The organism is Streptomyces plumbidurans (assembly GCF_019857225.1).
Classification (GTDB): domain Bacteria; phylum Actinomycetota; class Actinomycetes; order Streptomycetales; family Streptomycetaceae; genus Streptomyces; species Streptomyces plumbidurans.
Genome location: NZ_JAFJSY010000020.1, coordinates 12025 through 25384, shown reverse-complemented (window position 1 = coordinate 25384; position 13360 = coordinate 12025). Strand labels below are relative to the sequence as shown.

Annotated in this window: 12 protein-coding genes; 9 read left to right on the top strand and 3 right to left on the bottom strand. The window is 72.4% G+C overall.

Annotated features, from left to right (window positions below; translation table 11 throughout):
- Nucleotides 1-168 precede the first annotated feature (168 nt).
- The 6 genes from JYK17_RS15920 (at nt 169) to JYK17_RS15895 (ending at nt 7555) form a co-directional block, all read left to right on the top strand.
- A complete protein-coding gene (locus JYK17_RS15920) occupies nt 169-2154 on the top strand; it encodes an AfsR/SARP family transcriptional regulator (RefSeq protein ID WP_108009274.1) in 1986 nt (661 codons plus the stop codon).
- Nucleotides 2155-2302: 148 nt separating this feature from the next.
- On the top strand, nt 2303-3781 hold the full coding sequence (locus tag JYK17_RS15915) for a glutamate-cysteine ligase family protein (protein ID WP_222810597.1): 1479 nt from the start codon (nt 2303-2305) through the stop codon (nt 3779-3781).
- Nucleotides 3782-3891: 110 nt separating this feature from the next.
- Nucleotides 3892-4398: a SigE family RNA polymerase sigma factor gene (locus tag JYK17_RS15910; RefSeq protein WP_108009270.1), complete on the top strand. Its 507-nt coding sequence runs from the start codon at nt 3892-3894 to the stop codon at nt 4396-4398.
- 10 nt (nt 4399-4408) lie between these two features.
- Nucleotides 4409-4927: a RodZ family helix-turn-helix domain-containing protein gene (locus JYK17_RS15905; protein ID WP_222810596.1), complete on the top strand. Its 519-nt coding sequence runs from the start codon at nt 4409-4411 to the stop codon at nt 4925-4927.
- A 145-nt stretch (nt 4928-5072) separates the two neighbouring features.
- Nucleotides 5073-6290, top strand: coding sequence for a bifunctional glycosyltransferase family 2/GtrA family protein (locus JYK17_RS15900; RefSeq protein ID WP_222810619.1), 1218 nt, complete (start codon nt 5073-5075; stop codon nt 6288-6290).
- The gene (locus JYK17_RS15895; protein ID WP_222810595.1) at nt 6287-7555 is read left to right on the top strand and encodes a putative hexosyltransferase; all 1269 of its coding nucleotides are present in this window, start codon (nt 6287-6289) and stop codon (nt 7553-7555) included. The genes JYK17_RS15900 and JYK17_RS15895 overlap by 4 nt, the downstream gene beginning before the upstream one ends.
- Before the next feature lie 43 nt (nt 7556-7598).
- On the opposite strand, the gene JYK17_RS15890 is transcribed toward JYK17_RS15895, so the two are convergent.
- Entirely contained in the window at nt 7599-8777 is a 1179-nt protein-coding gene (locus JYK17_RS15890; protein WP_222810594.1) for an FAD-dependent monooxygenase, read from the bottom strand.
- 159 nt (nt 8778-8936) lie between these two features.
- On the opposite strand from JYK17_RS15890, the gene JYK17_RS15885 reads away from it, so the two are divergent.
- From JYK17_RS15885 to JYK17_RS15875, 3 genes are all read left to right on the top strand, one after another.
- Complete coding sequence (locus JYK17_RS15885; RefSeq protein WP_108009260.1) at nt 8937-9167, top strand: hypothetical protein; 231 nt, start codon at nt 8937-8939, stop codon at nt 9165-9167.
- Nucleotides 9168-9323: 156 nt separating this feature from the next.
- A complete protein-coding gene (locus JYK17_RS15880) occupies nt 9324-10097 on the top strand; it encodes an IclR family transcriptional regulator (RefSeq protein WP_222810593.1) in 774 nt (257 codons plus the stop codon).
- A gap of 175 nt (nt 10098-10272) precedes the next feature.
- Nucleotides 10273-11472 carry a PP2C family protein-serine/threonine phosphatase gene (locus tag JYK17_RS15875; protein WP_222810592.1) on the top strand — a complete coding sequence of 400 codons (1200 nt, stop codon included), beginning with the start codon at nt 10273-10275 and terminating at the stop codon, nt 11470-11472.
- Nucleotides 11473-11530: 58 nt separating this feature from the next.
- Here the strand turns inward: JYK17_RS15875 and JYK17_RS15870 are convergent, their stop codons facing one another.
- Both JYK17_RS15870 and JYK17_RS15865 read right to left on the bottom strand, forming a co-directional pair.
- On the bottom strand, nt 11531-12652 hold the full coding sequence (locus tag JYK17_RS15870) for a Gfo/Idh/MocA family protein (protein ID WP_222810591.1): 1122 nt from the start codon (nt 12650-12652) through the stop codon (nt 11531-11533).
- Nucleotides 12622-13332 carry a ThuA domain-containing protein gene (locus JYK17_RS15865; RefSeq protein ID WP_108009252.1) on the bottom strand — a complete coding sequence of 237 codons (711 nt, stop codon included), beginning with the start codon at nt 13330-13332 and terminating at the stop codon, nt 12622-12624. Before JYK17_RS15865 ends, JYK17_RS15870 begins: the two co-directional genes overlap by 31 nt.
- Nucleotides 13333-13360: the final 28 nt, after the last annotated feature.

Sequence of the window (13360 nt, the reverse complement as noted above, 5' to 3'; positions counted from 1 at the left end):
TCGCGTTGGTCGTGTCCGTCCCCGTGTGCGGTGTGAATGTCACGATGTGCTGCTTTCGTCGCTGCGTCGGATGCCCGCCGAAGCGCGGACACCACCGAGAGTCCCGCGCGCGAATCAGCATCCGATCAGCACGTACTGTGGCGGACGGGAAAGGCGCGGGAGGTGAGGATGGAACCGATCACCTTCGGTGTGCTCGGACCGGTGGTGGCCTGGGACGACGCCGGTGACGCGCTGGCGCTGAAGGGTCCGCGACACCGGGCGGTGCTGGCCCGCCTGATCACGGCCCGCCGGCGTGTGGTTCCGGTGGCGCGCCTCGTCGAGGACCTGTGGGACAAGCCCGGCGCGGGCGCCGTCGGGGCGGTGCGCACCTTCGTCGCCGATCTGCGCCGGGTACTCGAGCCGCAGCGCCCGCCCCGCGCCCCGGCCCGGCTGCTGGTGACCGAGGGCCCCGGGTACGCGCTTCGCGCGATGCAGGACGCCGTGGACGCCTGGCGGTTCGAGGCGGCCGTCGCGGGCACGGCGCAGCTGCCACCCGCGCAGGCGCTCCAACGGCTCGACGGCGCACTGGAGTTGTGGCGCGGCCCGGCCTACGCCGAGTTCGCGTACGAGGACTGGGCACGGGGCGAGCGTTCCCGGCTGGCCGAACTTCGGCTGCGCGCGGTGGAGCAACGGGCCGGGGCCCAGCTCGACTTGGGGCTCGCGGCCGAGGCCGTGCCCGACCTCCACGCCCATGTGGCCGAGCACCCCTGGCGGGAGGACGGCTGGCGACTGCTGGCGCTCGCGCTGTACCGCACGGGCCGGCAGGCGGACGCCCTCGCCGTGCTGCGCCGGGCCCGGACCATGCTGGCCGAGCAGCTGGGCGTGGACCCGGGCCCGGCACTGCGCCGCCTGGAGACGGACATCCTCACGCAGGACCCGAGCCTCGCTGCTGCGACGCAGGGGGCCGGCGCGTCGGCCCGGCTCTGGACCCAGGTGGCCGCGGAGTACGACCGTACGGTCGCGGCCGGCGCCCGGGCCCGGCTGGAGTCCACGGTCCAACTGGTCCGCAACCTGGCGGTGACCGGAGGCGCCGGGCTGCGGGCGGCGCAGGAGCACCGGCTCGCCGCGGCCACCGCCGCCGAGGAGTTCGGCGACCCCGACCTGACCGCGCGGGTCATCGGTGCCTACGACGTCCCCGCCGTCTGGACCCGCAGCGACGACCCCGAGCAGGCGCGGCAGATCGTCTTCGCCGCCGAGCGCACCCTGGCCGCACTGCCGCGGGAGACGACGCACGCGGCGGCGCGCTGCCGACTGCTGGCCACGGTCGCCCTGGAGATGCGCGGCACCCGCTCCCCACGCGGCCCGGCGGCCGCGCGTGAGGCGGAGGACATCGCCCGGCGGCTGGACGATCCCACGCTGCTGGCGTTCGCGCTCAACGGCGCGTTCATGCATTCGTGCACCCGGGCCGGGCTCGCGGCACGGCGGGACGCGATCGGCGCGCGGCTGGTCGACGTGGCCGCACGGCACGGCCTGGAGAACTTCGAGGTGCTCGGCCGGCTGATCCGGATGCAGGCCTGCGGTGCGCTCTGCGACTTCGCGGCGGCGGACGCGCACGCCACTGCCGCCGACCGGCTGGCCGAGCGGCACGAGCGGCCGCTGGTGGGCGTCTTCACCCAGTGGTACGGCGCCCTGCGGTCGGTCGCCGACGGGCGGATGCGGCAGGCCGAGGAGGCGTACGAGGCCGCCGTCATGCTGCTGCCGGACGCGGGCATGCCCGGGTTCGCGAACGGCCTGCCGCCCCTCGCCCGCCTCTGCCTGCGCCTCGCCGACGGCTCCACCACCGCCCGGCAGGCGGCCGAGCACATCGACCCGGACGCCGACTGGGGCCCGTACCGGCCATGGATCGAACCCTTGGCCCACCTGCGCACCGGCGACCACGGCGAGGTCGCGGACCTGCTGCACGCCGTCCCGGAACCGCCCGCGGACCTGCTCTACGAGGCGCTGTGCTGTCTGCAGGCCGCGGTCGCGCTGGACATCGGTGACCGCACGACGCTGGAGCGGGCGCACGCCCGTCTCGCACCGGCCACGGGTGAACTCACGGGCGCGGGAAGCGGTTTGCTCACCCTCGGCCCGGTCGACCGCTGGCTCGCCGCCATCGGTGAGGGGCTCGGCTGACGTGAACAACCCTCTGTCGCGTATGGATGACGCTACGTAGTTGATGGTGCCGCCCGCGGATCACGGCCGTTCGACAACTGGGCGGGAACCGTACGAGGTGCGACTCTTGGACGAGAGGTATCCGCCGAGGGGAACTCGGGAGGGCCCGATGGGACGTGACGTACCCGCGCGCGTGTTCACGCGGGAGGACCGCCGTCGCTACCGCGACAAGATGCACACCTGTCTCGACGTGCTGGCGCAGATGCTGCGCGAGTCCGGCTTCGAGAGCGAGCGCCCCCAGGTCGGCCTTGAGATCGAGCTCAACCTGGTCGACGGCGACGGACGGCCGGCCATGCGGAACACCGATGTCCTCCGGGCGATCGCCGACCCCGCCTGGTCGAGCGAGCTCGGCCGCTTCAACCTGGAGATCAACATCCCGCCACGGCAGCTGACGGCGGGCGGCCCCGGTGCCTGGGAGCAGGCGATCCGCGACGCCCTCAACCACGCCGAGGAACGGGCCGCGGCCGTGGGCGCGCACATGATCATGGTGGGGATCCTGCCGACCCTCGGGGAGTCGGACGTCAGCGAGGCCGCCCTGTCCGGCGATCCGCGCTACCGGCTGCTCAACGAGCAGATCTTCGCGGCACGCGGCGAGGACCTGCGCATCCGGGTGGACGGCGTGGAGCGCCTGGCCATGTACGCCGACGCCATCACCCCGGAGGCCGCCTGCACCAGTACCCAGTTCCATCTGCAGGTCGACCCCAAGGAGTTCGCGTCCTACTGGAACGCCGCCCAGGCCGTCGCGGGCGTCCAGACCGCCCTGGCCGCCAACTCGCCCTTCCTCTTCGGCAAGGAACTGTGGCGCGAGACCCGTATCCCCCTGTTCGAGCAGGCCACCGACACCCGCCCGCAGGAGATCAAGGCCCAGGGCGTACGGCCCCGGGTGTGGTTCGGGGAGCGCTGGATCACCAGCGTCTTCGACCTGTTCGAGGAGAACGTGCGCTACTTCCCGGCACTCCTGCCGCTGTGCGACGAGGAGGACCCGCAGGCGACGCTGGATGGCGGCGGCGTTCCGGAGCTCGGCGAACTGACCCTGCACAACGGCACGATCTACCGGTGGAACCGCCCCATATACGCCGTCACCGAGAGCGGCCCGCACCTGCGCATCGAGAACCGGGTGCTGCCCGCCGGACCCACCGTGGCGGACATCATCGCCAACGGCGCCTTCTACTACGGGCTCACCCGCGCCCTGGTCGACGACGACCGGCCGGTGTGGACCCGGATGTCCTTCGCCGTCGCGGAGGAGAATCTGCACACCGCGGCCCGCGACGGCATCGACGCCCGGCTGTACTGGCCCGGCAGCGGCGAAGTGCCGGTCACGGAGCTGGTGTTGCGGCGACTGCTGCCGCAGGCCCACCGCGGCCTGGAGCTGGCCGGCATGGACGCGGCCTGGCGCGAACCCCTGCTCGGCATCATCGAGCAGCGCTGCATCACCGCGCGCAACGGCGCCCTGTGGCAGGCGGAGTACGTCCGTCAGCTGGAGAAGTCGGCCGCCTGCGATCGCTGGGAGGCGCTCCGGCGGATGACCACCACGTACATGGACTACATGCATCTCAACGCGCCCGCGCACACCTGGCCCGTGGACTGACCGCGCGCCGCCGGATGTAACCCGGATCACACGGGCGAAGTGCATCGAAGCGAGGGGCCCACCGTCTTTCCCTGGGTGTAGGGGGCTGGTCGGAACAGGGACGGTGCGCGTTGGAGCAGAGTCGAGCCGAGGGGTTCGACGGGTTCGTGGCAGCTCGCTGGTCGGCGTTGTTCCACCTTGCCCGTCTGCTCGTGGGAGGCGATCGGCACCGGGCCGAGGACCTGCTCCAGGAGGCCCTGGTCAAGCTCTGGTTCGTCTGGCCCAGGATCGCCGACGAGGCGCCCGAGGCGTACGTGCGCAAGGTGATGGTGCGTGCCGCGGCACGGTCGGCGCGGCGCCGCTGGTGGGGCGAGCGTCCGGTCGAGCAACTGCCCGACCTGCCCGCGGCCGGTGATGTCTCCGCCGCCGTGGTGGAGCGCTCGCGGCTGGAGGCCGCACTGGCCCAACTGCCGCCGCGGCAGCGGGCCGCGGTGGTGCTGCGCTACTACCAGGACCTGTCCGAGAAGCAGGTCGCCGAGGTGCTGGGGTGCCCGCTGGGCACCGCACGGTCCCACGCGTCGCGTGGCGTGGCGCGACTGCGCCGCATCCTGTCCGACGTCATCGAGCCGGTGGGGTGAAGAAGAGCCGATGGATCACTTCGAGCGGGAGCTGGCGCGGATGATGCGCGACTCCCAGGAGTACACCCCCTTCGAGGCCGAGCACGGGGCGCGTCTGCGGGCCGGGGTGCGGGCCCACCGCAGGGTTCGCACGGTGCGGCGGACCGCCGGTTCCGTCCTGGCCGTCGCCGGACTCGGCATCGGCTTCTTCCTGCTGCCCCACGACCCGGGCGAGAACAGGCCGCAGGCCCCGCATCCGCAGCCCATTCCCGCGACGAGCCCGGCCTCCCCGGGCCCGACCCCGACCGGCACGGCGGCGCCCCCGAGCCCGACCTCCTCCGGCAGCCCCACCGGGGCCGCCGGGGAGCCCACCGCTCCGGCCACGACGTCGACCGCCACTTCGGACGCGCCGTCCGCCACCTCGACCGCCACCCACACCGAAGCGCCGCCACCGGACAACAGCACCGCGACCTCCACCGCACCGGCGACACCGACCAACACACCGTCGAATCTGGAGGCGTCCTCGTCGGGCTCGGCCGACCCCGGATAGCCAAAGCCGGGCACTGCGCCCAACACCCTTTTCGTCAGGACCCGTTCGCCGCACCTCACGGCAAGTCACTTCACCCGTAGCGCCGTTCCTGCCTTCGGCATGCCCCGCGCCAGAACCCGAACCTGGATGGATCGTGACAAACCTCATGGACCAACTGCCGCTCCGTACGCCGCTGTCGGCGCAGCAACGGGAGCCCGTCCTGGACGTGGTCGTGCCGGTCTTCAACGAGCAGCGGGACCTGGAGCGCAGCGTGCGGCGGCTGCACACGCATCTGCGCGAGACCTTCCCGTATCCGTTCCGGATCACCGTCGCGGACAACGCCAGTACGGACCGGACCCCGCTGATCGCGGCGAAGTTGGCCGCCGAACTGCCGGAGACCCAGTGGCTGCGGCTGGCCGAGAAGGGCCGGGGCCGGGCCCTGCACGCCGCCTGGTCGCGGTCACGGGCACCGGTCCTCGCCTACCTCGACGTCGACCTGTCGACCGACCTGGCCGCCCTGCTGCCGCTGGTCGCCCCGCTGATCTCCGGGCATTCCGACGTCGCCATCGGCACCCGGCTGGCCCGCGGCTCCCGGGTGGTGCGCGGACCCAGGCGGGAGGTCATCTCCCGTTGCTACAACGCCTTGTTGCGCTCCACACTCGCGGTGGGCTTCTCCGACGCACAGTGCGGGTTCAAGGCGGTGCGGCGCGATGTCGCCGAACGGCTGCTGCCGCTGGTGCAGGACTCCGAGTGGTTCTTCGACACCGAGTTGCTGGTGATCGCGGAACGGGCCGGACTGCGCATCCACGAGGTGCCGGTCGACTGGGTCGACGACCCCGACAGCCGCGTCGACGTCCTGTCCACGGCACTGGCGGACCTGCGCGGCATCGCCAGAATCGGCCGAGCCCTGGCCCGCGGCACCCTCCCGACGGCCGGGCTGCGCCGGGGCGCCGACGAACCGGCGGGCGGCCTGGCCGGGCAGTTGCTGCGCTTCGGCGCGGTGGGAGCCGTCAGCACCGTCGGATACGTCCTGCTGTACGCGGTGCTGCGTCCCGCAACGGGGCCCCAGGCCGCCAACACGATCGCACTGCTGCTGTGCGCACTGGCCAACACGGCCGCGAACCGCCGGCTCACCTTCGGGCTGCGCGGCCGGGGCGGGGTGCTGCGCCACCACGCCAAGGGGCTGCTGGTCTTCGCGATCGGACTGGGCCTCACCAGCGGATCGCTGGCCGCACTGCACCGCCTGGCACCCGGCGCGGCACGCGTCACGGAGATCGGCGTACTCGTCGCCGCCAACCTGACCGCGACCCTGCTGCGTTTTCTGCTGCTGCGCGCCTGGGTGTTCCCCGCCCGTCGCCGCCGGACGGGAGCCCCGGCCGCATGAACGACACGCTGACCCCGGTCCACCGCCCCGCCGCCCGCTCCCTCGTACGCGATGGACACGACCGGCTCCCGGACCTGCTCCGCGCGGCCGGGTACCGCGCCCGGCGCTGCCTGCCCGTACTGACCCTGTACGGCGCACTGAAGCTCATCGGCTTCACCGTCTTCCTGCATCTGCTGAACACAGCCGGGGACTTCCACCGCAAGGACCCGCGCTTCGGCGGCGGCGCCCATGCCTGGGACGTCCTGGCCAGCTGGGACGGCTGGTGGTACCAGCAGATCGCCGCCCATGGATACGACCCCGCGCTCGTCCACATCCCCGGAGCCACCGGACTGATCACCCTGGAGGGCAACTCGGCGGCGTTCTTCCCGCTGTATCCCGCCGCGATGCGCCTGGTCTCCGACTGCACGGGCCTCGGGCTGTACGGCGCGGGGCTGCTGGTCTCGGTCGTCTCGTCGTTCGTCGCCGCACTCGGCATCTTCGCCGTCACCGCCCGGTTCGGCGGCCGGCGCGCGGGCCTCGCGGCGGCCGGACTGTGGGCCGTGTGGCCCGGCTCGGGCACCGAGTGGTCCGGGTACTCGGAATCCCTCTACGTCGCCCTCGCGGTATGGGCCTGCCACGCCGTGCTGAGCGACCGCTGGCTCACCGCAGGAGTGCTCACCTTCGCCGCCGGACTGAGCCGACCGACCGCGGCGGCACTCATCGCCGCCCTCGTCGTCGCCGCGCTGCGGACACTGCACCGCCGGCAGGACGACATCGCCCGCCCGGCGACCGCCATACTCATCGCACCGCTGGGACTTCTCGGCTACCTCCTGTGGGTCGGCGACCGGACGGGCGATCTCACCGGCTACTTCAGACTCCAGAAGGGCGCCTGGGCCCACACCTTCGACTTCGGCGAGCAGACCTTCGACGTCTTCACCTCCCTCGCCGTCGGCCGCACCGACTACCTCTTCCCGTGCCTGCTCGAGGACATCATCGGGGTGCTGGCCGTCCTGCTGGGCCTGCTGCTGATCCCCCTGCTGATCCGGCTGCGCCCGCCCTCCGTGCTGACCGTCTACACGGTCCTCACCTTCGCCCTGGTCCTGGGCAGCCAGCAGATCTTCGGCAACGTCTCCCGCTATCTGCTCCCCGCCTTCCCCCTGTTCATCCCGCTCGCCGTACGGCTGCGCACCCTCGGCCTGCCGCTGCTGTGCACCCTGCTCTCCGTCGCGGCGGTGGCGTCGGGCTCGTACGCGGGCTATGTGCTCTTCGAGGTCGGAGTCCCCTGACGGCCCAAGTACCTTGCCCAACTTCTCTGGTACGTACGGCAGTTCACGACGCAGTCCGCTCGTCGAGCACGTCGACGCCCCATGCCGTCGCCACCGGCATGAACCGGTGCTCGGCGGCGTAGGCGGCCATACGGGCGTTGCGCTCGCGGGCCTCGGGACCGTCCGGCAGATGGAACTCCTCGCCCGCCCGCGCAGATCTGGCCTGCATGCTCGTGGCCTGCGGCAGCCTCCGGTGCTCGTACCGGTCGAGGGCGTCGGGCACGTCGGAGGGTGCCGCGTCCCGCAGGCAGTCGCCGAGCACGGCCGCGTCCAGGATCGCCTGCGCCGCGCCCTGGGCCTGGAACGGCACCATCGCGTGGGCACTGTCGCCCAGCAGGGCCACCCGCCCGGTGTGCCAGGTGGCGAGCGGGGCGCGGGTGTAGATGCCGTAGCGGAAGACCTGCCCCGCGCGTTCCAGGACGGCGAGCACCCGGGAGTCCCAGCCCTCGAACGCGCGTAACTGCTCGCCCGGTTCCGCCCGGGCCGTCCACGACTCCTGGGCGGCCTGCGTCCCGAACACGGCCACGACGTTGAGGAGTTCGCCGCGGCGCAGCCAGTAGTGGACGAAGTGCCGCCCCGGTCCGAGCCAGACCCCGGTGTCCGGCAGGCCCAGATCCGCCACCTCGTCGACCGGGAGCAGCGCGCGGTAGGCGGCGGTCTGGGAGAAGACCGCCTCGTCCGCGCCGAAGAGCCGCTGACGGGCCGCGGACCGGATGCCGTCCGCGGCCACGACCAGGTCGGCCACCAGGCGTTCGCCGCCCGCCGTCGACACCCAGGCGGACCGGTCGTTTTGGCCGATCTCCGTGACGGGAGTGCTCAGACGCACTGACCGGGGCGGCACCGCGGTGGCCAGAGCATCGCGCAGATCGGCCCGGTGAACCTGAAGGTAGGGCGCCCCGAACTCCTCCTCGGCCGCGCGCCCCAGCGCGTAGCTGCAGATCTCGCTCCCGTCGGACCACGAGCGGAAACTTGTGGCGGTGGGCCGGGCGGACTGTGCGGCGACCGCGTCGAGCAGGCCCAGCCGGCGCAGCTCGCGCGTGGCGTTGGGCGCGAGCTGGATCCCGGCGCCGACCTCGGTGAACCGCGGCGTCTGCTCGAACACGGTGACCTCGTGGCCGCCACGACGCAGGCTCACCGCCGCGGCAAGTCCCCCTATGCCCGCACCCACGACGATCACTCTCATGGCACGACCTCACTTCGCACACGGTATTTCCGGGTACTTCCGGGTATCTCCGGCCGGGTCGGCCGTGGCGCCTTGCCCTATTACTACGTATTGCGTGTATATGCTCACATTAAGTAGTTCTTCCGGGGCCTCATGCCCAGATGAGAAAGGGTCGAATCAATGCGCAAGTTCCAGCGCGCTGCCGTTGTGTCCGCCGTCGTCGCGGGTCTGTCCGTGCTCAGTGTCGGTGTCGGTTTCGCCGATGACACCGACGGCCCCCAGCAGAGCGGCTTCGTGACCTTCCCGGCCTCGACCGTGGGAAAGAGCGACACCACCAAGCCCGCGTCGCAGGAGAGCTTCAAGTACGAGATCGACCTCAGCCCGTTCTTCGTTCCGTTCGCCACCAAGTAGCCGGATCGCGCGGCGCATCGCCCGGTGCGGCCGCGGTCGGCGCAATGCCGGAACGGGACAACTCCCGTTCCGGCATTGTGTTGCGGACAGGAGCCGAGGTCCGGTGCGGACCTGCCCCGCGTTGCCCCCTCGGTGCGGCGGGCGCACGCTGGAACCATGGGTGGGCGCGAGGGCCCGACGCTGATCACGTCCGTCCAGCGGGCCTTCCGCCTGCTGGAGGCGGTGAGCGCGCACGAGAACGGCGCGCCGGCGAAGCAGCTGGCACGTGAGACGGGGCTGCCCCTGGCCACCGCCTACCATTTGCTGCGCACGCTGGTCCACGACGGATATCTGCGCAAGCTCGACGACGGCGGATTCGTCCTCGGCGACCGGATGCAGACACTGCGGACCACTGGCCGTGCCCAGACACTGCTCAGCCGGGTGCGCCCCACACTCGCCGCACTGCGCGACGGACTCGCGGCCGCCGCGTACCTCACCTTCTACGAGGACGGCGAGATCCGTGTCGCCGAGATCGTGGACAGTCCCCGGGCGCCCCGCGTCGATCTGTGGGTGGGATTCGAGGACGCGGGACACGCGACCGCCCTGGGCAAGTCCGTGCTGCGGGAACTGGACGAGGACGCCCGCAGGGACTACCTCTCCCGGCACCACCTCGCCGACCTCACCCCACGGACGATCACCAGCACGCCGGAACTGCTGCGGAGGTTGGACGCCTCGCCCGAGGCCCCCGCGGTCATGGACCTGGAGGAGTACTCCCTGGGTACGGTCTGTGTCGCCGTGCCCGTCTACAGCGGGGACACGCTGGGTTCGCTCGGCGTCTCCCTGCCGGTCGAGCGGCTGTCCCGGATGCCGGAGGTCCGCAGGCGGCTTATCCCGACCGCGAACCGGGTGACCAGGGGGCTGTCGCTCACTATGAAAACCCTCTTCTTGTGAGGGCCCGAGGTCGCACCGTTTCCTGGTTGAAACGGGCATTTCGTCGTGATGCTCCTGGGCCTGGGTGAGTCGACGACCGACGGCTGCGCCGCTGGGGGGCCGCATCCGCATGCCCTTGTGCCGTACGCAGAACACGCCCTTGTGCCGTTTCGTAGAAGAGGACAGAGAACAACACATGAGCCACGCCCGAGCGCAGGACGGCGGCCGCCTCCCCATTTGGTCGTCCAGGAACCGAGCGGCCGGTCCCGAGGGCTCGGCCCGCAGGCGCGGCCTGGCGCGGCTGACCGCCTGGGCGCCCGCGCTGCCGGTGCTGATCGTCGCCGTGATCGTGCTCGTGGACATGGCCGGCGGTGCCGGGATGGTATGGCTGCCCATGCTCGCCGCCGGGCCCGCCCTGGCCGCCACCACCAACGGGCCGCGCGGCGTTCTGTGCGTCGGCCTCCTCGCCGCGGGGCTCGGCGCTATCCTCGGCGCCCGCGACGGTGTGCCCGGCCAGGAACTCGCGGCCCTGCTGTCCGCCCTGGCGGCCGTGACCCTCGCGAGCGCCCTGGCCAGCGGACTGCGCGCCTACCGCGAGCGGGTCCTCGCCGCCGTGCGCTCGGTCGCGGAGACCGCCCAGCACGCCCTGCTCAAGCCGGTCCCGGCGACCGTCGGCCCCTTCCAGGTGGCCGTCCGCTACAGCGCCGCGGCGGCCGAGGCCCGTATCGGCGGCGATCTGTACGCACTCATCCCCACGCCGTACGGGGTACGGCTGATCGTCGGCGACGTACGCGGCAAGGGGTTGCCGGCCGTGGGGACCGCCGCGCTGGTGCTGGGCGTCTTCCGTGAGGCCGCCTACGACGAACCCGACCTCCTCACCGTCGTCGAGCGCATCGAGCGCAGCCTCGCCCGCAACCTCGGCAGCGACGACTTCGTCACCGCCGTGGTCGCCGGATACCCGCGGTCGGGGCAGCTGGAGATGGTCAACTGCGGACACACGCCGCCGCTGCTGGTGCGTGAGTCCGGCGGCGTCGAGGCCGTGGAGCCCGAGCAGCCCGCCCCGCCCCTCGGCTTGCGCGCCCTCACCGATCACATCCCCCGCCTCCAGGTGCTGCCCTTCGCCGACGGCGACCAGCTGCTGCTCTACACCGACGGCGTCACCGAGGCCCGCGACGGCGGCCGAGCCTTCTACTCGCTCGACGAGGGCCTCGCCCGCCATGTCTGCGACGACCCGGCCCACACCCTCGGCGCCCTCCACGACGAACTCCTCGCCCACGTCGGCGGCCGCCTCCACGACGACGCGGCCCTACTCCTGATCCGCAAGCCCGCACCTACGGAGGAGATGGCGCCCACGACCGAGCCCGACGGCAGGGACGTGGCCGCGGAGGTCGCCTGAGGTCTGCGGTGGACGTACGGCTCCCCGGGCCGACGTGCGCCCTGGCCCGGGGCCCTGTTCACCGCGGCACGGGCCAGGCCCGCTCCCTCCACTCCTCCACCGTCGTATAGGGAACCGGGGCGGGCGGCGGTGTCGACGTCGTCAGCTCGATGCGGCGGCCTTCGGCGGAGGAACGCAGGAGGGCGGTCATCGTGTCCAGCACGTGCAGGGCCAGATCGCCGCTCGCGCGGGGGCCGCGTTCGCCGTTCGCGGCGATGAAGTCCAGCAGGCCGACGCCGCGCGAGCCGCCCGCGTAGCCCGCCGACGGCGCGAGCGTGGTCCATTGCTCCGCGCCGAGCGCGAAGAGGCGCACCTCGCCGTCGAACCCGTTCGGGTCCGGCACCGCGAGGGTGCCCGTCTCGCCGTGGACCTCGATCGGCGCGGCCGTCGTGGCCACCCCGTCGAAGCTGGTCGTGATCGTCGTAAGGGCCCCGCTCGTGTGCTCCAGAATCCCGGAGACATGCGTGTCCACCTCGACCGGGATCCGCTCGCCCGTGCGCGGGCCGGAGCCGATGACCCGCTCGCCGCGCAGCCGGCTGGACGCTCCGGTCACGGCACGCACCGGGCCCAGCAGGTGGACGAGGGAGGCGAGATAGTACGGCCCCATGTCGAGCAGGGGGCCGCCGCCGGGCGCGTAGTAGAAGTCGGGCTGGGGGTGCCAGCGTTCGTGCCCCGGCGTGACCATCACCGCCGACGCCGACAGCGGGCGACCGATGGTCCCCGCCTCCACCGCGGCCCGCGCCGTCTGGATCCCGGTGCCCAGCACGGTGTCCGGGGCGCACCCCACGGCGACTCCCGCCTTCGCGGCGGCCGCCATGACGGTGTGCGCGTCGGCGAGGGTGGCGGCGAGCGGCTTCTCCCCGTAGACGTTCTTCCCGCGGGCGATGGCACCGAGGGCGATCTCGGCGTGGGCCGCGGGAACGGTGAGGTTCAGCACCGTGTCCACGTCCGGGCTGCTCAGCAGCTCCTCCACGGACTGAGCCGCCACGCCGGGCAGCTCGTCGGCGACCGCGGCCGACCGGGTGGCGTCGAGGTCGGCGACCGCGGTGACGCGTACGGAGGGATGGCCGACGAGCGTGTCCAGGTAGGCGCGGGAGATGACTCCGAGACCTACGACGCCGATGCGGTGCGCGTCGCCCACAGCATGCCCCTCTCGATGACCGTACGCACGCTCGGGTGCTCCAGGACGTCCAGGCTGTGCCCGGGCGTCGTCACCACGATCCGCCCGGCGCCCCACTGCCGGGTCCAGATCGCCGGCGCCGTGACGGGCCGGTGCCAGGGCTGCCACGAGCGGGCCGGATGCGTGGTGGTGGCCAGGACGTCGATCAGGTCGTCGTGCAGCACCCAGTACTGCTCGGTGCGCAGCTCGAAGTCCTCGATGCCCGCGGTGACAGGGTGTTCGCGGCCGAGGTCGGTGATGTTGACGACGTACGGCAGAAAGTAGTCCTCCGCCTCCCCGCGGCGCTCGCACGGCTCGATGCCGGGGTGCGTCGCGAACTGGCCACCCACCAGGTGGAGATAGTCGGAGGAGGCTCGGAAGGAGTCGACGATGCCGCCGTGCCAGCCGGTGAAGCCGGTGCCCGCCTCGATCGCCGCGGTCAGTCCGGACAGCTGCTCGGGGGTGATCTCCGACATCGAGATGCACTGCACCACGAGATCCGTGCCGGCCATCGCGTCGGCATCGGCGTAGACATCGGTCTTCTCCTCGACCCGTACGGTGAAACCGCTGCGTTCGAGGAACGGCAGGAACAACTCCGTTGCCTGGACGGGCTGGTGCCCCTCCCAGCCGCCGCGCACGATCAGGGCCTGCTTGCTCGTCATCCTGTTCCTCACCCCGGAGAACCGAACC